At 70.9% G+C, this 20,274-nt stretch carries 22 protein-coding genes; 13 read left to right on the top strand and 9 right to left on the bottom strand.

Features of this window, described 5'->3' with window-relative positions:
* From ACF08N_RS22145 to ACF08N_RS22170, 6 genes are all read left to right on the top strand, one after another.
* Positions 1-694: hypothetical protein (locus tag ACF08N_RS22145; protein WP_392326372.1), on the top strand; the 694-nt coding region annotated here is incomplete at its 5' end.
* A 156-nt stretch (positions 695-850) separates the two neighbouring features.
* On the top strand, positions 851-1,543 hold the full coding sequence (locus tag ACF08N_RS22150; protein ID WP_392326373.1) for a class F sortase: 693 nt from the start codon (positions 851-853) through the stop codon (positions 1,541-1,543).
* Positions 1,544-1,673: 130 nt separating this feature from the next.
* A complete protein-coding gene (locus ACF08N_RS22155; protein ID WP_392326374.1) occupies positions 1,674-2,036 on the top strand; it encodes a hypothetical protein in 363 nt (120 codons plus the stop codon).
* Between the two features lie 173 nt (positions 2,037-2,209).
* Positions 2,210-3,187 carry a hypothetical protein gene (locus ACF08N_RS22160; protein ID WP_392326375.1) on the top strand — a complete coding sequence of 326 codons (978 nt, stop codon included), beginning with the start codon at positions 2,210-2,212 and terminating at the stop codon, positions 3,185-3,187.
* A gap of 84 nt (positions 3,188-3,271) precedes the next feature.
* On the top strand, positions 3,272-3,622 hold the full coding sequence (locus ACF08N_RS22165) for a PRC-barrel domain containing protein (protein WP_392326376.1): 351 nt from the start codon (positions 3,272-3,274) through the stop codon (positions 3,620-3,622).
* A gap of 384 nt (positions 3,623-4,006) precedes the next feature.
* Positions 4,007-4,426 carry an SSI family serine proteinase inhibitor gene (locus tag ACF08N_RS22170; RefSeq protein ID WP_392326377.1) on the top strand — a complete coding sequence of 140 codons (420 nt, stop codon included), beginning with the start codon at positions 4,007-4,009 and terminating at the stop codon, positions 4,424-4,426.
* A gap of 22 nt (positions 4,427-4,448) precedes the next feature.
* Here ACF08N_RS22170 and ACF08N_RS22175 read toward each other — a convergent pair whose 3' ends face one another.
* From ACF08N_RS22175 to ACF08N_RS22195, 5 genes are all read right to left on the bottom strand, one after another.
* Positions 4,449-4,607, bottom strand: coding sequence for a hypothetical protein (locus tag ACF08N_RS22175; RefSeq protein WP_392326378.1), 159 nt, complete (start codon positions 4,605-4,607; stop codon positions 4,449-4,451).
* 85 nt (positions 4,608-4,692) lie between these two features.
* The gene (locus tag ACF08N_RS22180; protein WP_392326379.1) at positions 4,693-5,643 is read right to left on the bottom strand and encodes a cytochrome c oxidase assembly protein; all 951 of its coding nucleotides are present in this window, start codon (positions 5,641-5,643) and stop codon (positions 4,693-4,695) included.
* Positions 5,644-5,749: 106 nt separating this feature from the next.
* Positions 5,750-6,775, bottom strand: coding sequence for a 6-phosphofructokinase (locus tag ACF08N_RS22185; protein WP_392326380.1), 1,026 nt, complete (start codon positions 6,773-6,775; stop codon positions 5,750-5,752).
* Between the two features lie 188 nt (positions 6,776-6,963).
* Positions 6,964-7,692 (bottom strand): type 1 glutamine amidotransferase, encoded by a 729-nt coding sequence (locus ACF08N_RS22190; RefSeq protein ID WP_392326381.1) that lies wholly within the window; start codon positions 7,690-7,692, stop codon positions 6,964-6,966.
* Between the two features lie 46 nt (positions 7,693-7,738).
* Positions 7,739-8,974 carry a MurT ligase domain-containing protein gene (locus ACF08N_RS22195; protein WP_392326382.1) on the bottom strand — a complete coding sequence of 412 codons (1,236 nt, stop codon included), beginning with the start codon at positions 8,972-8,974 and terminating at the stop codon, positions 7,739-7,741.
* Between the two features lie 127 nt (positions 8,975-9,101).
* Here ACF08N_RS22195 and def point away from each other — a divergent pair, with 127 nt between their 5' ends.
* Entirely contained in the window at positions 9,102-9,671 is a 570-nt protein-coding gene (gene def, locus ACF08N_RS22200) for a peptide deformylase (protein WP_392326383.1), read from the top strand.
* Positions 9,672-9,774: 103 nt separating this feature from the next.
* Here the strand turns inward: def and ACF08N_RS22205 are convergent, their stop codons facing one another.
* Positions 9,775-10,410 (bottom strand): TetR family transcriptional regulator, encoded by a 636-nt coding sequence (locus tag ACF08N_RS22205; RefSeq protein ID WP_392326384.1) that lies wholly within the window; start codon positions 10,408-10,410, stop codon positions 9,775-9,777.
* Positions 10,411-10,571: 161 nt separating this feature from the next.
* On the opposite strand from ACF08N_RS22205, the gene ACF08N_RS22210 reads away from it, so the two are divergent.
* Entirely contained in the window at positions 10,572-11,837 is a 1,266-nt protein-coding gene (locus tag ACF08N_RS22210; RefSeq protein ID WP_392326385.1) for an acyl-CoA dehydrogenase family protein, read from the top strand.
* A 71-nt stretch (positions 11,838-11,908) separates the two neighbouring features.
* Here ACF08N_RS22210 and ACF08N_RS22215 read toward each other — a convergent pair whose 3' ends face one another.
* The gene (locus tag ACF08N_RS22215; RefSeq protein WP_392326386.1) at positions 11,909-12,394 is read right to left on the bottom strand and encodes a glutathione peroxidase; all 486 of its coding nucleotides are present in this window, start codon (positions 12,392-12,394) and stop codon (positions 11,909-11,911) included.
* Positions 12,395-12,486: 92 nt separating this feature from the next.
* Between ACF08N_RS22215 and ACF08N_RS22220 the strand changes: the two genes are divergently transcribed.
* The gene (locus ACF08N_RS22220) at positions 12,487-12,891 is read left to right on the top strand and encodes a hypothetical protein (RefSeq protein WP_392326387.1); all 405 of its coding nucleotides are present in this window, start codon (positions 12,487-12,489) and stop codon (positions 12,889-12,891) included.
* Between the two features lie 18 nt (positions 12,892-12,909).
* Here ACF08N_RS22220 and ACF08N_RS22225 read toward each other — a convergent pair whose 3' ends face one another.
* Positions 12,910-13,833 (bottom strand): LysR family transcriptional regulator, encoded by a 924-nt coding sequence (locus ACF08N_RS22225; RefSeq protein ID WP_392326388.1) that lies wholly within the window; start codon positions 13,831-13,833, stop codon positions 12,910-12,912.
* Positions 13,834-14,037: 204 nt separating this feature from the next.
* On the opposite strand from ACF08N_RS22225, the gene phnA reads away from it, so the two are divergent.
* The 3 genes from phnA (at position 14,038) to ACF08N_RS22240 (ending at position 18,128) form a co-directional block, all read left to right on the top strand.
* Positions 14,038-15,282, top strand: a complete 1,245-nt coding sequence (gene phnA / locus ACF08N_RS22230; RefSeq protein WP_392326389.1) for a phosphonoacetate hydrolase — start codon at positions 14,038-14,040, stop codon at positions 15,280-15,282.
* Positions 15,283-15,586: 304 nt separating this feature from the next.
* The gene (locus ACF08N_RS22235; protein WP_392326390.1) at positions 15,587-16,903 is read left to right on the top strand and encodes an MFS transporter; all 1,317 of its coding nucleotides are present in this window, start codon (positions 15,587-15,589) and stop codon (positions 16,901-16,903) included.
* A 91-nt stretch (positions 16,904-16,994) separates the two neighbouring features.
* Complete coding sequence (locus tag ACF08N_RS22240; protein WP_392326391.1) at positions 16,995-18,128, top strand: TIGR03364 family FAD-dependent oxidoreductase; 1,134 nt, start codon at positions 16,995-16,997, stop codon at positions 18,126-18,128.
* Positions 18,129-18,194: 66 nt separating this feature from the next.
* Here the strand turns inward: ACF08N_RS22240 and ACF08N_RS22245 are convergent, their stop codons facing one another.
* Positions 18,195-19,652, bottom strand: a complete 1,458-nt coding sequence (locus ACF08N_RS22245; protein ID WP_392326392.1) for an aldehyde dehydrogenase family protein — start codon at positions 19,650-19,652, stop codon at positions 18,195-18,197.
* Between the two features lie 223 nt (positions 19,653-19,875).
* Between ACF08N_RS22245 and ACF08N_RS22250 the strand changes: the two genes are divergently transcribed.
* A complete protein-coding gene (locus ACF08N_RS22250; protein WP_392326393.1) occupies positions 19,876-20,274 on the top strand; it encodes a CU044_2847 family protein in 399 nt (132 codons plus the stop codon).

Genomic DNA, 20,274 nt, shown 5'->3' on the forward strand with positions numbered 1-20,274 from the left:
CAAGAAGGACGACGAGAAGAAGGACGACGAGAAGAAGGACGACGAGAAGAAGGACGACTACGACAAGGACTACGACAAGAAGGACGACTACGACAAGGACGACGACAAGAAGGACCACGACAAGCCGCACGGCGGCGTGCACACCGGTGGTGGCGCGCTGGCGCGTGTCATGGCTGACGACGAGGACAAGGACGACTACTCGTCGGACCACGACAAGAAGGACGACGAGAAGAAGGACGACGAGAAGAAGGACGACGAGAAGAAGGACGACTACGACAAGGACTACGACAAGAAGGACGACTACGACAAGAAGTGGGACAAGAAGGACCACGACAAGCCGCACGGCGGTGTCCACACCGGTGGCGGTGCCCTGTCGCTCCTGAACGCGGACGACTGGGACAAGGACGACGAGAAGAAGGACGACGACAAGAAGGACGACGAGAAGAAGGACGACGAGAAGAAGGACGACGAGAAGAAGGACGACTACTCGTCGGACCACGGCTCGTGGGAGAAGGACGACGAGCACGGCTCCTGGAAGGGTGACAAGCCGCACGGCGGTGTGCACACCGGTGGCGGTGGCACGGCCCTCTCCGGCGGTGGCCTGGCCGCCGGTTCGGTCCTGCTGCTCGGCGGCCTCGGCGCCGGTGCGTACATGCTGCGCCGCCGTGGCGCGAACGGCTCCGCCGCGGCCTGACGCCCCCGGCCGTACCCGGCCTCAGCCCCGTCGCGGCCGCCGCCCCCAGGGACGGCGGCCGCGACGTCGGCGCTCCCCGGCCGGGCCGTCGGCCGCGCACCGCACAGGACACCCCGCCCCGCCACGAAGTCACGGCAGTGAAAGGTACGAACCCGTATGTCCGCGCAGCCACCCCTTGTGCAGTCGCAGACCGCATCCGCCCCCCGTTCCCTCGGACGCGCCTTGCTCTGGCCTGCCGGGGCCGTCGTGCTGGGCTTTCTGCTGGTCTTCAACTCGTTCGACACCACGACGGACGCCAAGCCCGCCGCCCTGCCCGTGGTCTCGGCACCCGCAGTCGTCGACACACCGTCCGCCTCCGCCACCGAGCAACGGGGATCGGCGCTGCCGCCCGCCGAACCCAAACGGCTGAAGATCCCGGAGATCGCCGTCGACGCGCCCTTCACGGGCCTGTCCCTCGACGCCTCGGGCCAGTTGGAGGCACCGCCCCCGAACAACAGCAATCTGGTCGGCTGGTTCCAGGAGGGCGTGACACCGGGCGAACCCGGCACGGCGATCGTCGCCGGGCATGTCGACACCAAGACGGGCCCGGCTGTCTTCATGCAGCTCAGCGAGCTCAAGAAGGGGAGCAAGGTCGACATCAGCCGCGAGGACGGCACGGTCGCCACCTTCGTCGTCGACTCCGTCGAGAGCTTCGAGAAGGCGAAGTTCCCGAACAAGCGCGTGTACGCAGATACCCCCGACCCACAACTGCGGCTGATCACCTGCGCGGGTGAGTACGACAAGAAGGCCCAGGACTACACCGAGAACCTGGTGGCCTTCGCGCACCTGGAGGCGGTGAAACGGGGATGAGTCCGTCCGGGTGAGAGGCGCGGAGCGCGTCGGCGGAGTCCGCGTGGCGCGCATTCTCGCAGCGGTTTCGGGCACCCTCGAGACGGCGGAGAACCACAGAGCCGTGATGCCGAGTGGACGGAGGCTCGCCATGCTGCACCACAGGATCGAGCGCGGTGTCCTGGTGATCACGATGCGCGACGAGGTCGATCTGGGCCATCGCGTCGCTGTGGCGCACGGCATCGCGGATCTCGTCCGGGCCCATGTGCCGGCACCTGTGGTGATCGTGCTGGAGGATCCCGTGGTGAGAGCCGCCACGCTCAGCGCCGTGCTGCGGGCCCACCTCATGTGCGGCGGGCTCGATGTGCTGATGGCGGTGGTGACGCCGAGCGCGCCCGCCCGCCGCTTGCTGGAGGCGAACGCCGATGCCGGTGGTACCCGCCTCGTCGTCTTCGCGCGCACCGGCCAGGCGGTCGACGCGATGGCCGGGCTCCGGCCCCTGTGGGCGGCCTGAGGCGCGACGCCTCGACCCGGCCCCCATGCCTCCGGGCGTGGGGGCCGCGTCATGTCCGGGATATACGGGGGCGGGTATACGTGAGCGGCGCTCAACCGGGTTGACTTAATACCCCCCAGGGGTATTGTGTGGCACGTGGTCGCGGACGGGCGGCCCTGACCGAGGAGCGAGTCATGAACACCGGCGTCAAGATCACGGCCTTCGCGGCGGCGCTCGCGGCCGCCTTCGGTACCGCCTACGGCGTAGGTCAGGGCATGGACCCCGTGGTGGCCGGGGCGGAGTCGGCACAGCATGGCGAACACGCTGCCGGGGATCAGGCGGAGGCCGGCGGAAGCGACGAGGGCCACGCCGAGGACGGCGGCGCGACGCCCTCCGGGCCGGGCGGACTCCAGGTGTCAGAGGCGGGCCTCACGCTGGACCTGGAGACGCAGCGCCTGGCGGCGGGCAGAAGCAGCGAACTGCGCTTCGCCGTGGTGGACGACAAGAGCGACCGCAACGTCACCGCGTTCCGCCGCGAGCACGGCAAGGAGCTGCATCTCATCGTCGCCTCGCGCGATCTGACGACCTACCGCCACCTGCACCCGGTGCGCGCGGCCGACGGCACCTGGTCCGTACCGGTCCGGCTCCCCGAGGCCGGCGGCTACCGCGTCTTCGCCGACTTCACCCCGGACACCAAGGGTGCCCGCGGGCTCACGCTCGGGGCCGACCTCGCCGTGTCCGGCGCGTCCGAGCCCGAGCCGCTGCCCGCGAGGAGCACCACGGCCACCGTGGACGGCTACGAGGTGACCCTCACCGGCGCACTCCGGCCCGGAGCGGACAGCGAACTGGTCCTCGCCGTCGCCAAGGACGGCAAGCCGGTCACCGATCTGCAGCCCTACCTCGGCGCGTACGGACACCTCGTCGCCCTGCGCGCGGGTGACCTCGCCTACCTGCACGTGCACCCGAACGGCGAACCCGGCGACGGCACCACGAAGCCCGGACCGGAGATCTCCTTCACCGCCACCGCACCCAGCAAGGGCGCCTACCGCCTCTTCCTCGACTTCCAGCACGAGGGCAAGGTCCGCACCGCCGCCTTCACCGTCCACGCAGGGGGAACCACGGCAGAGCAGCCGCCGGCGGACGGCGAAGAGGCGCCCGGCCACGAGCACTGACGCGCGGCGCGCCGTGTGGGTATGCCGCACCCGGGTACCCGCGCCGATGGGACGGGGGCCGTTCGGGCAGGTGAGGAGGCCGACATGGGCGCTGACATCTGGGGTTACCCGGAGACGGCCGCGTACGTGCCGGGAGCAGAGCTCGTCGGATACTCGGTCGAGGCGACCGACGGCTCGATCGGCAAGGTCGACCGGCACACCGAGGAGGTGGGCAGGTCGTACCTCGTCGTGGACACCGGTCCGTGGATCCTCGGACGGCGTGTGCTGCTGCCCGCGGGGCTCGTCTCGCGGATCGACACCGCCGACCAGGTCGTCCACCTGTCGTGCACCAAGGCCGAGGTGAAGGACTCGCCGCCGTTCGAGAGCGGCCGGCACGAGGACGACCTGACATATCTCAAGCTCATCGAGCACTACTACGCGAACCGCCACATGTGAGACGCAACGGCCGGTCCCCGCGGGGGCCGGCCGTCGTCATGCCCAGCCGCAGGACCCCGCGTGACAGGACAGTACGACCGGACACACTGTGCACTGCATCAAAGCGCCCTGGTTTCAGGTGACTCGGGGAGGGCCCCCTCGACCCTGTGCCGCACTGAACGAGTGGGCCGGTGGCACACCGTCGCTTCCCGTCCGACCGGCCGCGTCACGGCGCGGCGGCCGAGGCCGAGGGCGGGCACAGGCGCAGCCGTCCGGGCCAATCCGGCGCACCCGTACGCACTACGGGTCGGCGCGGCGCATTGCGGAGCGCCGCCCGGAACGGTGCTCTATGGCTCGCCCCGCCCGTACCGGCCGCGTGCCGGCTTTCCTGTCAGGAGCCACCGGATGCACCGCACCGCAGCTCTCGTCGCAGCGGCTCTTCTCGCCGTCGCGGCCGCCGTCCCCTCGGCCGTTCCCGCCGCGGCGTCCCAGGCGCCGGAACGGGTGGACAAGCCGGCCCCGCCCCGTGGGCTGTTCCTCACCGTCTCGGGTGCGGAGAACACCTGGATCCGCGGTGTGCTGCTGCACTGCAGCCCGGAGCCGAGCGGCCCGCACCCCGACGCCGCCGGTGCGTGCGCCGCCCTCGACGAGGCCCACGGCGACCTGGACAGTCTGCCGGGCGAGCCGCACCCGTGCACGAAGCAGTACGACCCGGTCACGGTGAGTGCCACCGGTGCCTGGCGCGGCCGGCCGACCGCCTGGCACAAGACCTTCCCGAACGCGTGCGAGCTGACCGCCGCCACCGGCGCGGTCTTCCGCTTCTGACGCCGCCGAGCGGCACCGGGCCTCAGGTGCTCCGCGAGGCGACCACGCCGATGGTCAACAGACCGAGCACCACCCACCCGAACCAGAGCCAGCCGTTGCTGCCGAGTGCCGCCGTATAAGCCGTCACGACCACGAGGGACCCGACGGTCAGCACTCCCATGACCTTCGTCGAACCGGACATGTGCGCCCTCCTTCGACGGCGGGGCCGTCGGGACCATGGTCGCGCGTGAGGAGGGCGTCGCGCTAGCGGCTCGCAGAACCGCGCGTCACCGGCTGCGTGCCTGGAGCGAGGCGAGATAGGCGTTGTACGCCTCCAGCTCCTTGTCGCCGTCCCGGTCCGCGGCCCGGTCCCGGCGCTTGGCCTGCCGCTGGTCGGAGCGGTACCACTGGAAGACCAGCGCGATGAGCACCACGACGGAGGGGATCTCGCTGAACGCCCACGCGATGCCGCCCGCCGCGTTCTGGTCCGCGAGCGCGTCGATCCCGAGCGAACCGGGCGGATTCTCGTACGCCTTGACCATCGGCTCGGTCGCCATCATCAGCGCGATCCCGAAGAACGCGTGGAACGGCATGCCCGCGAACAGCTCCAGCATCCGCATCACATAGCCCGGCCGGTGCGGGCCCGGGTCCACGCCCATGATCGGCCAGAAGAACACCAGGCCGACCGCGAGGAAGTGCAGCATCATCGCGATGTGGCCGGTCTTCGAGCCCATCAGGAAGTCGAACAGGGGCGTGAAGTACAGCCCGTACAGGCTCGCGATGAACAGCGGGATCGTGAACGCCGGATGCGTGACGATCCGCATGTACCGGCTGTGCAGCAGCATCAGGAGCAGCTCGCGGGGGCCCTTGCGGCCCCGGCCCGCGACCGGCAGCGCCCGCAGTGCGAGCGTGATCGGCGCGCCCAGCAGGATCACGATCGGGGAGAGCATGCTGATGATCATGTGCTGCACCATGTGCACGCTGAACATCACCATGCCGTAGTCGTTCAGCTTGGTGCACATCACCAGCGCGACACTGAGCACTCCGACGGTGAACCAGACCGTGCGGCTCACCGGCCAGGCGTCCCCGCGCCGGCGCAGGCGCGCGACGCCCCATCCGTACAGGCCCAGGGCCAGCAGGCAGCCGACCAGGAAGAAGGGGTCCGGTGAGAACTCCAGGCCGCGCCCCAGCGTGAACGGCGGCAGATCCATGGTCATGCCGTGCCCGCTGTGATCCATCTGTGTACTCCCGGGCTTCCCGATTCGTGCCTGTTGTCCGGACCAGACTAGATGTGCCCCCGGCCGCAGCCGCGACCGGGGGCACACCGTCTGGCGGGCAGCCGGGTCAGAGCACGCACTCCGCCTCGTCGTACCGGTCCGCCGGAACCGTCTTGAGCGTCCGGGTCGCCTCGGCGAGCGGCACCATCGTGATGTCGGTGCCGCGCAGCGCCGTCAGCATCCCGAACTCGCCCCGGTGCGCCGCCTCCACCGCGTGCCAGCCGAAACGCGTGGCGAGCACGCGGTCGTACGCGGTCGGGGTACCGCCGCGCTGCACGTGGCCGAGGATCACCGGACGGGCCTCCTTGCCGAGCCGCTGCTCCAGCTCGACGGAGAGCTGGCGGGCCACACCCGCGAACCGCTCGTGCCCGTAGATGTCCTTGCCGCCCTCGTCCCAGCGCATCGAGCCCTCACGGGGCTTCGCGCCCTCGGCGACGACCACGATCGCGAACTTCTTGCCGGCCGAGAACCGCTCGCCGACCCGCGCCGTCAGCTCGTCGATGTCGAAGGGACGCTCCGGGACGACGATCGCGTGCGCGCCGGCCGCCATGCCGGAGTGGAGCGCGATCCATCCCGTGTGCCGGCCCATGACCTCCACGATCAGCACCCGCTGGTGCGACTCGGCCGTGGTCTTGAGCCGGTCCAGTGCCTCCGTCGCGACACCGACGGCGGTGTCGAAGCCGAAGGTCACGTCGGTGGACGCGATGTCGTTGTCGATCGTCTTCGGCACGCCCACGATGGGCAGACCGGCCTCCGACAGCAGGTTGGCCGCCTTGAGCGTGCCCTCACCGCCGATCGGGATGATCGCGTCGAGACCGAGGTCGGCGACATGCCCCTTGGCCCGCTCCACACCGTCGCGCAGATGCGCGGGCTGGACACGGGAGGAACCGAGGATCGTGCCGCCACGGGCCAGGATGCCGCCCACCGCGTCCAGGTCGAGCTTGCGGTAGTCGCACTCCAGGAGGCCCTTCCAGCCGTCGTGGAAGCCGATGACCTCGTCGTCGTGGTCGACGACGGCACGGTGCACGACGGAACGGATGACGGCGTTCAGACCGGGGCAGTCGCCGCCGGAGGTGAGCACACCAATGCGCATAGCCCGAAAACCTTTACAACGTGGGCCGACTCCCGGACCACGTCGTCCGGTTGGATCCCCGCCACCCTACCGGCGCGGAGGGGCGGGTCAGAAACGGGAGTCCGACAGGTGGGACCGGCCTCACGACCCCTTCGCTCAGCTGAGCGAAGGGGTCGTGAGGATGTGTGCTCGCCTGAGCGGAGCCCGCGTCAGGCGGGCTGGGTAGCGGCGGCGATCCGCTCCGCGCGCAGGGCCTCGTACCAGCGGTCGTCGGTCGGCGGCAGCGCGTTCACGTCGAGGGCCAGCTTGAGCAGCAGGTCCGCGATCTGCGGGTTGCGGGCCATCACCGGACCGTGCATGTACGTGCCGAAGACCGTGTCGTTGTACGCGCCCTCGGTGCCGTCGCCGGTGCCGTTGCCGCGGCCGAACACCGTGCGGGCGAACGGCCGTGCGGTCGGGCCGAGATGGGTGATGCCCTGGTGGTTCTCGAAGCCCGTCAGCTGCGGCAGCCCCAACTGCGGGTCGATGTCGGCCAGGACGTCGCCGACGCAGCGGGCACCCTCGCCGCGCGTGGAGATCACGTCGATCAGGCCGAGGCCCGGCTCGCGCTCGCCGAGGTCGTTGATGAACTCGTGGCCGAGAATCTGGTAGCCGGCGCACACCGAGAAGATGATCGCGCCGTTGGAGGCCGCACGGCTCAGGCCGCCGTCGCGGCGCAGCCGCTCGGCCGCGAGCCGCTGCGGACGGTCCTCGCCCCCGCCGATCAGGTAGATGTCGCCGGAGGTCGGCACCGGCTGGTCGCTGCGCACGTCGATGCGCATGACGTCGAGACCGCGCTGGCGGGCACGGCGCTCCACGACGAGCGCGTTGCCCTGGTCGCCGTAGGTGCTGAGCAGATCCGGGTAGACCCACACCAGCCGCAGGCTGCTGTCACTCATTCTCATAAGTCCTTTTTGTCCGTCCGCTCGTCAGTCGGTCAGTCGCTCAGTTGCCGACGCGGCGGCGCACGTCCTGGAAGGCGGTGTAGTTGGCGATCAGCTCGATCCGGCCCGGCGGGGCCGTCTGCACCGCCTCGTCGACCGACTCGCACACGCGGAAGTCCAGGCCCGCGACCTCCAGCCGGACCGCGAGGTCGAGCTTGCGGTCGCCGATCACGAAGATCGGGTGCCCGGCGAGGCGGGTGTAGTCGACGTCCCACAGCCAGGAGGTGTCGGTGCCGTCCGCGCCGCGGGCGTTGACGGACAGGATCACCGGCGTCGGCGGCGGGTCGATCAGCGAGAACGTCTCCAGCCAGCCGGCCGGGTTCTTCGCGAGCAGCAGCCGCACGTCACGGCCGAGGAACGAGACGACGTCGTACCGGCCGGCGACGGCCTGCACCTGGTACATGCGCTCCAGGGCCACCTGCGGCGGAACGCCGAAGCAGGCGGCGACGGCGGCCGAGGTGGCCGCGTTCGCCTTGTTGGCGCGACCGGGCAACTGGAGGTGGATCGGCCAGGCCGAGCCGTGCGGGTCGAGGACGTGGTCACCGCTGAGCACCCAGCTCGGTGCGGGACGGCGGAAGCCGCACTCGCCGCAGAACCAGTCGTCGCCCGGGCGCTGCATCACACCGCCGCAGGACGGGCAGGACCAGGCGTCGTCCTTCCACTCCTGCCCGGCGGCCACCCACACCACGTTGGGGGAGGAGGACGCGGCCCACACGACCAGCGGGTCGTCGGCGTTCGCGATCACGGTGGCCTTCGCGCCCGCAAGGCCCTCACGCCACTTCTCGGCCAGCATCCGGGTCTCGGCCGCGCGGTCCAGCTGGTCGCGGGAAAGGTTCAGCAGCGCGATGGCCTTGGGGGCGACGTCCCTGGCCACACCGGCGAGGTACTTCTCGTCGACCTCGATCACACCGAACTTGGCGTCCGAGCCGCCCGCCAGCGCGGAGGTGATGCCCGCGGGCATGTTGGCACCGAGCGCGTTCGACACGACGGGGCCGCTGGCGCGCAGGGCCTCCGCGATCAGCCGCGTGGTCGTCGTCTTCCCGTTGGTCGCCGACACGAGGACCACGTCCAGGTGCTGCGCCAGCCGCGCCAGCAGGTCGGGGTCCAGCTTGAGCGCCACCCGGCCGCCGATCACCGATCCGCTGCCGCGCCCGGCGGCGCGCGACACCGCCGCCGCGGCTTTGCCCGCCGTAACGGCCAGCTTGGCTCGCGGCGTCAGCTCCGAGTTGCCTGACATCGTCCTTGATCCTCCTAGCATCGGTCGGGAGTCAGCCTATCGACCTCTTCTCGGCAGCCCGTACCACGGCACCGTCGGAATACGTGGAGGTCACGGGGTGACCTGCGCGGAACGTACGCTGGTCGCCATGCGAAACCGGCCGATCCCCGGCAGTTCCGGACTCGTGCGAGCGATGACGCTCCTCGGCGAACCGGTGCTGCACACGCCCTGCGAGCCCGTCACCGACTTCGGCCCGTCCCTGTCCCGGCTTGTCGAGGACATGTTTGCGACGATGTACGCGGCGGGGGGAGTCGGCCTCGCGGCCAACCAGGTCGGCGTCCCGCTGCAGGTGTTCGTCTACGACTGCCCCGACGACGAGGACGTCCGTCATCTCGGACACGTCGTCAACCCGCGCCTGGTGGAGACCGACGGTGTCACGGTCCGCGGTCCGGAGGGCTGCCTGTCCCTGCCGGGCCTGGAGGCGGGGACGGAGCGCTTCGACCGGGCGGTCGTGGAGGGTGTGACGGTGGACGGCGAGCCGGTCCGCGTGGAGGGCACGGGCTTCTTCGCACGCTGTCTGCAGCACGAGTGCGACCACGTGGAGGGCATGGTGTACGCGGACCGGCTGGGCTCGTGGCGCCGCGGCCGGCTGGCGCGGGCGGCGCGCAAGGCGGGGTGGTCGACGGGCGAGGGCGTGGCGCGGCTGCGGGGCGCGTAGCACGTGCGGGTGGGGCCGCTGCGCGGGGCGTCTTCCCCTACCCGCCCCTTCCCGAAACTGGGGCTTCGCCCCAGACCCCCTACCGCGCTTCGCGCGGTGTTTCTCAGAAACCCGGGCCGCCCACGCGGTCAGGCGCGTCGAAGAGGCGGCCGCACAGCAGGTCCGTCAGGCTCTTCACCAACTCCGCCCGTGAGCACGGGCGTTCGCCCAGCCACCAGTCGCCCGCCGCGTGCATCATGCCGACGATGCCGTGGCCCCACACGCGCGCCAGCAGGTCGCCGCCCGGGCCCAGGTCGACGCGGTCCGCGATGACCTTGCCCAGTTCCTCGCCGAGGCGGCGCAGCAGCGGGGCCGAGTGGCGGCCGACGTCGAAGCCCTGCTCGGAGGGCTGATTGTCCTCCGCCGGGTGCATCAGGAAGCGGTAGACCTGAGGCCGCGCCTCGATCGCGGCCAGGTAGGTGTCCAGCGTTCCCGCCACCCGCTCACGGCGGTCGACGTCCGCGTCCACCGCCACCTGCAGCGCCCGCAGCAGCGCATCGGTGTGGCGCTTGGCCAGTGCCCGGTACAGGCCGCCCTTGTCGCCGAAGTGGCGGTAGAGGATCGGTTTGGTGATGCCCGCCTCGGCGGCGATCGCGTTCATGGAGGCGTGCGGTCCGTCTCGGAGTACCACCCGGTCCGCTGCTTCGAGCAGCTCCCGTCGCCGCTGGTCCGCCGACCGCTGCTGGTGTGTGCTCTCCATGCCGTGCCTCTCCCCGCCCTTGCGACTGCGTGACGCGCAAGGTAACACCCGCTGCGGCGTACAGGTGATCCGGTGGCCTCGGTTGACAGGGGCTACTGCTCGGTAACAGACTCTCGTTACCGCAAGTAACGCCTGTCGGGCGCCGTAGTGCTGGAGGGGACATGGCCGAGTTCATGCTCGATCTCAACGAGGACCAGAAGCAGGTCCGTGATTGGCTGAACGGCTTCGCCAAGGACGTGATGCGCCCGGCCGCGGCCGAGTGGGACGAGCGCGAGGAGACCCCCTGGCCCGTCATCCAGGAAGCGGCCAAACTCGGCATCTACTCCCTGGACTTCTATGCCCAGCAGTTCTTCGATCCCACGGGCCTCGGCATCCCGATGACGATGGAGGAGCTGTTCTGGGGCGACGCGGGCATCGCCCTCTCCATCGTCGGCACCGGCCTCGCCGCCGTGGGCGTCATAGCCAACGGCACCGAGGAGCAGATCGGCACCTGGATCCCGCAGATGTACGGCGACGCCGACGACGTCAAGGTCGCCGCCTTCTGCTCCTCCGAGCCCGACGCCGGCAGCGACGTCGCCTCGATGCGCACCCGCGCGGTCTACGACGAGGCCAAGGACGAGTGGGTCCTCAACGGCACCAAGACCTGGGCGACCAACGGCGGGATCGCCAACGTCCATGTCGTCGTCGCCGTCGTCGACCCCGAGCTCGGCTCCAAGGGCCACGCGTCCTTCATCGTGCCGCCGGCCACCCCGGGACTCTCCCAGGGCCAGAAGTTCAAGAAGCACGGCATCCGCGCCTCGCACACCGCCGAGGTCGTCCTGGAGAACGTCCGCGTCCCGGGCCACTGCCTCCTCGGCGGCAAGGAGAAGCTGGACGAGCGCCTGGCGAAGGCTCGCGAGCGCGCCAGGAAGGGCGGCGAGCGAAGCGAGATGGGGGTCCCCCCGGCCGGAGGCCGGGGGAGCGTGAAGAACGCGGCGATGGCCACCTTCGAGGCCTCGCGCCCCGCCGTCGGCGCCATGGCGGTCGGCACCGCCCGCGCCGCGTACGAGGAGGCGCTCGAATACGCCATGACGCGCCAGCAGTTCGGCCGCCCGATCATCGACAATCAGGGCGTCGCCTTCCAGCTCGCCGACATGCGCACGCAGATCGACGCCGCGCGCCTGCTGGTGTGGCGGGCGTCCTGGATGGCGACCACCGGCAAGCCGTTCACCTCGGCCGAGGGGTCCATGTCCAAGCTCTTCGCCAGCGAGACGGCCAAGAAGGTCACCGCCCAGGCCATCCAGATCCTCGGCGGCAACGGGTTCACCCGCGAGTACCCGGTGGAGCGCATGCACCGCGACGCCGCGATCTACACCATCTTCGAGGGCACCAGCGAGATCCAGCGCCTGGTCATCGCCCGCACCCTCTCGGGCATGCCGATCCGCTGACGCCGGCCGGCCTCGTGCAAGGCCCCTGGAGACCGGACCAGCCGGTTTCCAGGGGCCCTCGCATGTCCGGGTCAGGCAGGCAGCAGCCCCTCGATCGCCGCTACGACCTCGGCGGACTCCGGCTCGGTGCGGGGGCGGAAGCGGGTGACCTCGCCCTGCGGGGAGATCAGGAACTTCTCGAAGTTCCACTGGACGTCACCGGCTTCACCGGCCGCGTCCGCGGTCTTCGTCAGCTCCGCGTACAGCGGGTGCCGGTCCTCGCCGTTGACGTCGGTCTTCTCCAGCATCGGGAACGTCACGCCGTACGTCGCCGAGCAGAACGCGCCGATCTCCTCCGCGGTGCCGGGCTCTTGGCCCGCGAACTGGTTGCACGGCACACCGAGCACCGTGAAACCCCGGTCGCCATACGTCTTCTGCAGCCGCTCCAGACCTTCGTACTGGGGCGTCAGGCCGCAGCGGGACGCCACGTTGACCACGAGCACGGCCTTGCCGCCGTGGTCGGCGAGTGACGTCGGCTCGCCCGTCAGGGTGCGCAGCGGGATGTCGAAAAGGGACATCGGGGACTCCTTCGTACCGGTGTTTATGTGGTTCTTATTCTTCGTGTAGCGTGCGCGCGTTCGATAAGCATGCAACCACGAGGAAGTCCTCCATGAGCGCCCCGACGCCCCCCGCTGCCCCGCAGGACCCCCAGCCGTTCCCGCAGGGCCAGCCCGACGCCGGGGCCGCGCCCCAGCCGGCCAAGAAGAGCCTGGCGAGGAAGTTCCTCGGCATCGTCGGCCTGATTGTCGTCGCCCTGGCCGTGAAGTTCGGCATCGGCTACGTCTTCGGCGACGCCCCGGTCCGCGCCGAGGCCGGCGACTGCGTCAAGGTCACCGGCCCGGACGACGCCCCCGAGGTCGAGACCAAGGAGTGCGGTGACAAGGACGCCAACTACAAGGTCGTCAAGGTCATCGAGAACAGCTTCGACGTCAACGCCTGCACCGTGGGCGAGGCCGCCCTGGCACAGCAGTGGGACGCCGACAAGTTCGTGCTCTGCCTCGACCCGGCCAAGTAGCAGCCGCCCGGCGGGCCCTTAGGAGCTGCCCGCCGCCGGCAGTTCCCGCGGCCACTCGCCGACGGAGCGCAGCAGCTCGATGAACGCGCGCTCCGCCGGCGAGAGCAGACGGTCCCTGCGGCGTACGAGATTGACGGGCCGGGACCGCGGCACCGGACTGACCGGCAGCACCGCCAGCGTCCCGGCCCGTACGTCGTCCACCACGGCGTGCTCCGAGATGAGGGCGAGGCCCAGACCCGCCACCACGCACTGCTTGACCGCCTCGGGCCCCCACACGTCGCCCCGCGACACACCCGCCAACTCCCAGTCCGCCAGCACCTGTTCCTGGAGCTCCCGCGTCTGCGACCCGGGCTCGCGCAGCAGGAAGCGGCAGCCCGCCAGATCCCGCGGGCTCACCTCGTCCCGCGCCGCCAGCGGATGCCCCGGTGCCGCGATCAGCACCAGCCGCTCACCGAGCACCCTCTCCACCACCAGCTGTGACGCCGTCGGCGCACCCGCGACCACCGCGACGCCGATGTCGCCGGCCAGCAGTCGCTCCAGCACGGCCTCGTTGTTGCCCACGAAGACGTGGCACTCGATGCCCGGATGCCGCTCCTGGAAGCGCGCCAGCAACGGCGGCAGCAGATACGTGCCGACCGTCGTCGAACCGCCGACCAGCAGCCGCCCCGACGCCAGCCCGCTCACCTGCTGCACCGCCGCCACGGCCTCCTCGGCCAGCAGGAACACCCGCTTGCCGTACTCCGCCAGCACCTCGCCCTCGGCGGTCGGCCGCGCCCGGGAGCCCGAACGGTCGATCAGGGTGACTTTCAGCGACTGCTCCAGCCGGCGCACCTGGTTGGAGACCGACGGCTGACTCATGTAGAGCCGGTGCGCCGCCGCCGAGAAACCCTGGTGCTCCACGACCTGCATGAAGATCCACAAACGGTGGAGGTTGAGTTCCACAAGCCTCCCCACGCCCCTCGCCGATCACCGGGCCGCCGACTCTAGCCCCGGGACGCCCTGGTGGGGAGGGTGCGTCAGGGGGCTATGGCCGCCATAGCGAATCCGGTGGTTCTGTCCGTACCCGGCCCGGTGCTACCCATGAAAAGCGGGACGGCGAACGAGGCTGCCGTCCCTGCTCCTTCGACCCCAGGGGTGGATCCGCACATGACCGAACCGCTGACAGTGAACGGGCGCCGCTACCACCGGCCCCGCCGGCCCGTCGTCGTGGTCTGCATCGACGGCAGCGAGGACGCCTACCACGAGCGGGCCGTCGCGGACGGCCGCATGCCCTTCCTGGAACGCATGCTGCGCACCGGCAGCGACCTGCGCGCCGACTGCACGATGCCGTCCTTCACCAACCCCAACAACTTGTCCATCGCCACCGGAGTGCCGCCCTCCGTCCACGGCATCTGCGGCAACTACTTCTACGACACCGCCAGCGGCACCGAGGTCATGATGAACGACCCCGAACTGCTGTGCGCGCCCACGCTGTTCGCCGCCTTCTCGCAGCAGGGCGCCAAGGTCGCCGTCATCACCGCCAAGGACAAGCTGCGCCGGCTCCTCGGCAGCGGCCTTGCCGACGGGATCTGCTTCTCCGCCGAGAAGGCCGACCAGGCCACGGAGGAGGAGAACGGCATCGGCAAGGTCCTCGCGCGGACCGGCATGGAACTGCCCTCCGTCTACAGCGCCGAGCTCAGCGAACTGGTCATGGCCGCCGGGGCCGACATCCTCGACAAGGACCGCCCCGACCTCATGTACCTCTCGCTCACCGACTACATCCAGCACAAGCACGCACCCGGATCGCCCGTGGCCAACGACTTCTACGCCATGCTCGACCGGTATTTCGCGCGCATCGACGCGCTCGGCGCAGTCCTCGTCGTCACCGCCGACCACGGCATGAACGCCAAGGCGGACGGCGACGGATCCGCCCGCGTCGTCCACCTCCAGGACGTTCTCGACGCCCGCCTCACGCCGGGTTCCGCCCGGGTCGTGCTCCCCATCACCGATCCGTACACCGTCCACCACGGCGCACTCGGCTCCTACGCGACTGTCCATCTGCCCGAGGGCGCCGACACCGGTGCGCTCACCGCCCACCTCGCGGGTCTGGAAGGCGTGGACACGGTCCTGACCCGGGAGGAGGCGTGCGCCCGCTTCGAACTGCCCGGAGACCGCATCGGCGACCTCGTCGTCATCGCCGAACGCAACACCGTGCTCGGCACCACCCCGGCCCGGCACGACATCTCCGGCTTCACCGAACCGCTGCGCTCGCACGGCGGACTCACCGAACAGAAGGTGCCGTTCCTCGTGAACGCCCCCGTCACCGGACTGCCCGCCGGGCACCGGCTGCGCAACTTCGACGCCTACTGGGTCGGCACCGCCATCGCGGCCGGAGAGCCGCTCACCGCCTGATCCGTTCCGATCCGCACACGACCCGGCCCCGGCGCGCCGCCGAGGCGCGCGCCGGGGCCGCGTCATGCCCACTGCCGCCCCCACGAGCCGGCACCTGCAGCGCGGGCGTGGGGGTCCCCCGGCGAAGCCAGGGGGGAGAGCCGAAGGGGCGCGCGGGTGTCGCAAGGGAGTGGGGGCACCTCTTGCCGCAGGCAGGGGGAGCGCGGAGGTCCCGAGGAACGAGGGACCGAGCACGATCTTCCGTCGACACACGCTGAAAGCGCCCCCGAGGAGAACCGAGCCCTCAAACAAAGAGGACACAGCCATGGCCGACCTAGCACCACCGCAACCGCACCGCAGACCCCTGACCGGCACGACGGAGGCGGACGCCGTCCGCTGGCGACGCCGGATCTTCGCCGTCACCTGGCTCGCCTACGCCGGGTTCTACTTCGTACGCCAGGCCTTCTCCGTCGCCAAACTCGGCATCCTCGACGACCCGGCGGTCAACACCGTCCTCACCGAACGCGTCCTCGGTGTCATCGACGCCGTCTACCTCGCCGCCTACGCGGCCGGGCAGTTCCTCTGGGGCATGTGGGCCGACCGCTTCGGCCCCCGGGTCGTCGTCATCGGCGGCATGATCGGCGCCATCGCCGCGGCCTGTGTGATGGGCCTCAGCAGCGCCCTGCTCGTCTTCGGCGGCGCCATGGTCGTCCAGGGCCTCGCGCAGTCGGCCGGCTGGGCGCCGCTGTGCAAGAACATGGGCAGCTTCTTCCCCGTACGGCAGCGGGGCCGCGTCCTCGGCCTGTGGAGCACCAACTACGCGTTCGGGGGTCTCGCCGCGCCCCCCTTCCTCGGCTGGATCGCGTACTCCCTCTTCGACAGCTGGCAGATCGCGTTCCTCGCGGGTGCCGCGACCCTCGCCGTCGTGCTGCTGCTCTTCGTCCTGCTGCAGAAGGACTCGCCGCGGGACGCGGGCATCGCCGACGAGGAGGCACCGGCCGAGGAGCCGGCACCGGAGACGGGCGGGCGGCGCGGCGGGCTCGCGCTCTACCGCGAGACGCTGCGCGATCGTATGGTGCTCACCCTCGGCGCCGCCTACTTCCTGCTCAAGCCCGCCCGTTACGCGATCCTGCTGTGGGGACCCGTGCTCGTCAGCCGGCGGCTGCCCGATGTCGACAAGGTCGGCGCCGTCCTCATCCCGATCGCCTTCGGGGTGGCCGGAGTCCTCGCCCCGATCGCCGTCGGCTGGGTCTCCGACCGGCTGTTCGCCTCGCGCCGTGTACCGCCGTGCGTCCTCGCGCTCGCGCTGCTGACCGCGACGCTCGCGCTGTTCATGCCGCTCACGGCGACCGGCAGCGTCCCGGTCATGATCGGCGTCCTCGCGGTGATCGGGCTGACCGTGTACGCCGCCGACTCGATGATCTCCTGTGTCGCCGCGGTGGACTTCGGCACGGACAAGGGCGCGGGCACGGCGGCCGGGCTGGTCAACGGCTGCGGCTCCGTCGGCGCCATCCTCGGCGGCCTGCTGCCCGGGTTCCTCTCCGGCGATGTGCTGTTCACCGGTTTCGCCGGCGCCGCGCTGCTGGCCGGGCTGCTGATGCTGCCGCACTGGAACCGCCTGCCACGCACGGCCGGTGCGTGAACTCCTCCGTACGACCTCGTACCACCCCCGTACGACCCCGCGTGACCCCTCGCCGTACCGACCGCCGTACCGAGAGAGGAACCGAAGCCCCATGACCGTCAACCAGGCCGACACCGTCGTCGTCGGCGCAGGCATCGTCGGACTCGCGCACGCCCTGGCCGCAGCCCGCCGAGGCGAGCGCGTCGTCGTCTTCGAACGCGACGACTTCGCCGTCGGCGCCTCCATCCGCAACTTCGGCATGATCTGGGCCATCGGCCAGGAACGGGGCGCGATATACGAACGCGCGCTGCGCAGCCGGGAGATCTGGCTGGAGATCGCCGCCAAGACCGGGCTGTGGGCCGAGCAGACCGGCTCGCTCCACCTCGCCCACCACCCCGACGAGGTGGCCGTCCTGGAGGAGTTCCTCGCCACCGCACCCGCCGCGCGCGAACGCGGTGCCACGCTGCTCACCGCCCGGGAGGCCACCCGGCGCAGCGCCGTCGCCCGGCCCGACGGCCTGCTGGCCGCGCTGTGGAGCCCGACCGAGGTCAACGTCGACCCGCGGCGGGCGATCCCCGCGGTCGCCGAACACCTCGTCGCCGAGTACGGCGTCGACTTCCGCTTCGGCACCACCGTGCGCTCGATCGACCTGCCCACGGTCTCCACGACGGCGGGGGAGTGGCGCGCCGGGCGGGTCTTCGTGTGCAGCGGGAACGACTTCGCGACCCTCTATCCCGATGTCTTCGCCGACAGCGGCATCGTCCGCTGCAAGCTCCAGATGATGCGCACCGGAGTGCAGCCGGGCGGCCGGCAGCTCGGTCCGATGCTGTGCGGAGGGCTCACGCTGCTCCACTACGCGGCCTTCGACGGCCTCGCCGCCCGTGCCCCGCTCGCCGAACGGATGGGCGCCGAGCTGCCGTTCCACCGCGAGCACGGCATCCATGTGCTGCTCTCCCAGACCGCCGACGGCCGGCTGACCATCGGCGACAGCCACGCCTACGGCATGACGCACGACCCCTTCGAGAACGAGGAGATCAACGAGGCCGTCCTCGCCTACCTGGGCACCTTCGCCACCCTCCCCGACGCCCGCATCACCGAACGCTGGGCCGGCTACTATCCCTCCCTCCGGGACGGGCGCACCGAACTCGTCGTCTCCCCGGAGCCGTCCGTCACCGTCGTCAACGGTGTCGGCGGGGCCGGCATGACGCTCTCCTTCGGCCTCGCCGAGGAGAACATCGGCGCCTGAGCACACGGAAGAGCCGCGGCGGGAATCCTCCCGCCGGGGCTCTTCGCCGTCCCGGACCCGGTGGTCTCAGTAGCCGATACAGGCCGAGTGCCACGCGGTGTAGAACTCCCACACTTCCGGCGAACACTCCGGGGGACCGTACTGCGACGCCTTCGCGCCCGTGTGCGGCAGATGCGCGTACGCGCCGACGCCCGGGCGGTTCACATGCAGCATCCCCGCCTCCAACCGCTCCACCGCCTCGAAAGCCCGCGACTGCGACGCCGTGAACACCGTGCCGCTCATCCCGTACTTCACCGAGTTCGCGATCCGTAGCGCGTCGTCGAAGCCGTCCGCGTCGACGACCGCCAGCACCGGCCCGAACACTTCCTCCTGGGCGAGCTCGCTGTCCCACGGCACGTCCCGGATCACGGTCGGCTGCACGTAGCACCCCTCGGGCAGACCCTCCCGCTCCTCCGGGCCGCCACCGCACAGCACCTTGCCGCCGTCCCGCTGGGCCCCGGCGACCGCCGCGAGTGCCGCGTCCCTGCGTACGGTGTTGACCACGGGGCACACCTGGGAGGCCGGATCGTCACCCGGCCCCACCCGCAGCCCGGCGACCCGCGGCACCAGCCGCTCCAGGAACTCCTCCCGCACCCGTACGTCCACCACCGCCCGGCTCGTCGCACTGCACCGCTGCCCGGCCTGCCCGAACGCGCCGTGCACCACGGCCTCTACGGCCCGGTCCAGGTCGGCGTCGTCGCACACCACGACCGCGTTCTTGCCGCCGAGCTCCAGCTGCGTACGCAGCAGCCGGTGCGCGCCCCCGGTGTGGATCGCGGTGCCCACCGCGAGGGAACCGGTGAAACTGATGCCCGCGACGGCCGGGTTGGCGACCAGTGCCTCACCGGCCGCGACATCGCCCTGCACCAGGTTGAGCACCCCGTCGGGCACCCCGGCCCGCTGGAACACCTCCACCAGCAGCGCCGCCGTGAGGGGCGTGAGCGGCGACGGCTTCAGGACCGCCGTGCAACCCGACAGCAGCGCCGGTGCCACCTTCCACATCGGGATCGCGAGGGGGAAGTTCCACGGCGAGACCAGACCCACCACACCGATCGGGCGGCGGAAGGTGTACGCGAAGGTCCGCTCGTCCTCCGCGGGCGCCGTCACCCCGCCGAGCAGCCGCGCCTGGCCGGCCGTGAAGTCGAGCACGGCACGCGCCCTGGCCACCTCGCCGCGCGCCTCGGCGAGCAGCTTGCCCTGCTCCCGGGTGATGACGGCGGCGAACTCCTCGGCCCGCTCGGTGAGCAGCCCGCCCGCCCGAGCGAGATACTCCGCCCGCTTGATCGGGCCGAGCGCGCGCCAGCCGGGCAGTGCGGCCCGCGCCGCGTCGACCGCCCGGTCCACGTCGACGCCGCCCGACTCGGCGAACTGGCCGACGCAGTCGGCGAAGTCGGCCGGATTGATGTTCTCCCTGGTCAGTCCCGACTCGGCCGGGACCCACTGTCCGTCGACGAAATTGAGCCGAAGGTGCTGTGACTGAGCCATGCCCTCCCCTTCGCTTGATCACGCCGGCGCGGCTGCCGGACGTGGCCAGGCTCGCTCAGCGGGCAGGCCCTCACAATGCGCGATTGCCGAATGCGCCCGATAGCCCCTGCCTATCGGGGGCGGGTCAGGGGGACGCGCGTCCGGCGGCCGCCGACTTCGCGGATATGTGGCGGTGGAATGGAATTCGGCCCAACTGCCGTGCGGACGACGGAAGATCGGCACAATGCTGTCTGTGTCGACCTTCACTGAGCTGCAACTCGCCGACGGTACGTCGGTCCGCTTCGACATCGGGCCGGGAGCGGCCGGTACGGGGAACGGTGCGTCCGCTCCCGTCCCGGACGATGATTGGCCCGACGGCATGGGACACACTGTGCCCGTCGCCCGTGGCGATCAGGCTGCCTCCTTCGCCGTCGAGACTCTCCGCAGGACCCTCCACCCCCTCGGCACGATCCTCCAGGAGGTGCACGACGCGGTCATGACCGCCCAGAGCCCGCCGCAGGAGATCAATGTCGCGTTCGGGATCCAGGTCGGCCACGACCTGAAGCTGGGCATCGTCGGAGGCAGCGGCCAGGCCCACATCACCGTGTCGGCCACCTGGCAGCCGGCACCGCCCACGGACTGA

This window comes from Streptomyces sp. NPDC015127, from assembly GCF_043080095.1.
Lineage (GTDB): Bacteria > Actinomycetota > Actinomycetes > Streptomycetales > Streptomycetaceae > Streptomyces.

Coding starts and splice junctions, on each gene's coding strand:
- ACF08N_RS22150 (WP_392326373.1), top strand. CDS start 851: ATGTCCGCGCAGCCACCCCTTGTGCAGTCGCAGACCGCATCCGCCCCC.
- ACF08N_RS22155 (WP_392326374.1), top strand. CDS start 1,674: ATGCTGCACCACAGGATCGAGCGCGGTGTCCTGGTGATCACGATGCGC.
- ACF08N_RS22160 (WP_392326375.1), top strand. CDS start 2,210: ATGAACACCGGCGTCAAGATCACGGCCTTCGCGGCGGCGCTCGCGGCC.
- ACF08N_RS22165 (WP_392326376.1), top strand. CDS start 3,272: ATGGGCGCTGACATCTGGGGTTACCCGGAGACGGCCGCGTACGTGCCG.
- ACF08N_RS22170 (WP_392326377.1), top strand. CDS start 4,007: ATGCACCGCACCGCAGCTCTCGTCGCAGCGGCTCTTCTCGCCGTCGCG.
- ACF08N_RS22175 (WP_392326378.1), bottom strand. CDS start 4,607: ATGTCCGGTTCGACGAAGGTCATGGGAGTGCTGACCGTCGGGTCCCTC.
- ACF08N_RS22180 (WP_392326379.1), bottom strand. CDS start 5,643: ATGGATCACAGCGGGCACGGCATGACCATGGATCTGCCGCCGTTCACG.
- ACF08N_RS22185 (WP_392326380.1), bottom strand. CDS start 6,775: ATGCGCATTGGTGTGCTCACCTCCGGCGGCGACTGCCCCGGTCTGAAC.
- ACF08N_RS22190 (WP_392326381.1), bottom strand. CDS start 7,692: ATGAGTGACAGCAGCCTGCGGCTGGTGTGGGTCTACCCGGATCTGCTC.
- ACF08N_RS22195 (WP_392326382.1), bottom strand. CDS start 8,974: ATGTCAGGCAACTCGGAGCTGACGCCGCGAGCCAAGCTGGCCGTTACG.
- def (WP_392326383.1), top strand. CDS start 9,102: ATGCGAAACCGGCCGATCCCCGGCAGTTCCGGACTCGTGCGAGCGATG.
- ACF08N_RS22205 (WP_392326384.1), bottom strand. CDS start 10,410: ATGGAGAGCACACACCAGCAGCGGTCGGCGGACCAGCGGCGACGGGAG.
- ACF08N_RS22210 (WP_392326385.1), top strand. CDS start 10,572: ATGGCCGAGTTCATGCTCGATCTCAACGAGGACCAGAAGCAGGTCCGT.
- ACF08N_RS22215 (WP_392326386.1), bottom strand. CDS start 12,394: ATGTCCCTTTTCGACATCCCGCTGCGCACCCTGACGGGCGAGCCGACG.
- ACF08N_RS22220 (WP_392326387.1), top strand. CDS start 12,487: ATGAGCGCCCCGACGCCCCCCGCTGCCCCGCAGGACCCCCAGCCGTTC.
- phnA (WP_392326389.1), top strand. CDS start 14,038: ATGACCGAACCGCTGACAGTGAACGGGCGCCGCTACCACCGGCCCCGC.
- ACF08N_RS22235 (WP_392326390.1), top strand. CDS start 15,587: ATGGCCGACCTAGCACCACCGCAACCGCACCGCAGACCCCTGACCGGC.
- ACF08N_RS22240 (WP_392326391.1), top strand. CDS start 16,995: ATGACCGTCAACCAGGCCGACACCGTCGTCGTCGGCGCAGGCATCGTC.
- ACF08N_RS22245 (WP_392326392.1), bottom strand. CDS start 19,652: ATGGCTCAGTCACAGCACCTTCGGCTCAATTTCGTCGACGGACAGTGG.
- ACF08N_RS22250 (WP_392326393.1), top strand. CDS start 19,876: ATGCTGTCTGTGTCGACCTTCACTGAGCTGCAACTCGCCGACGGTACG.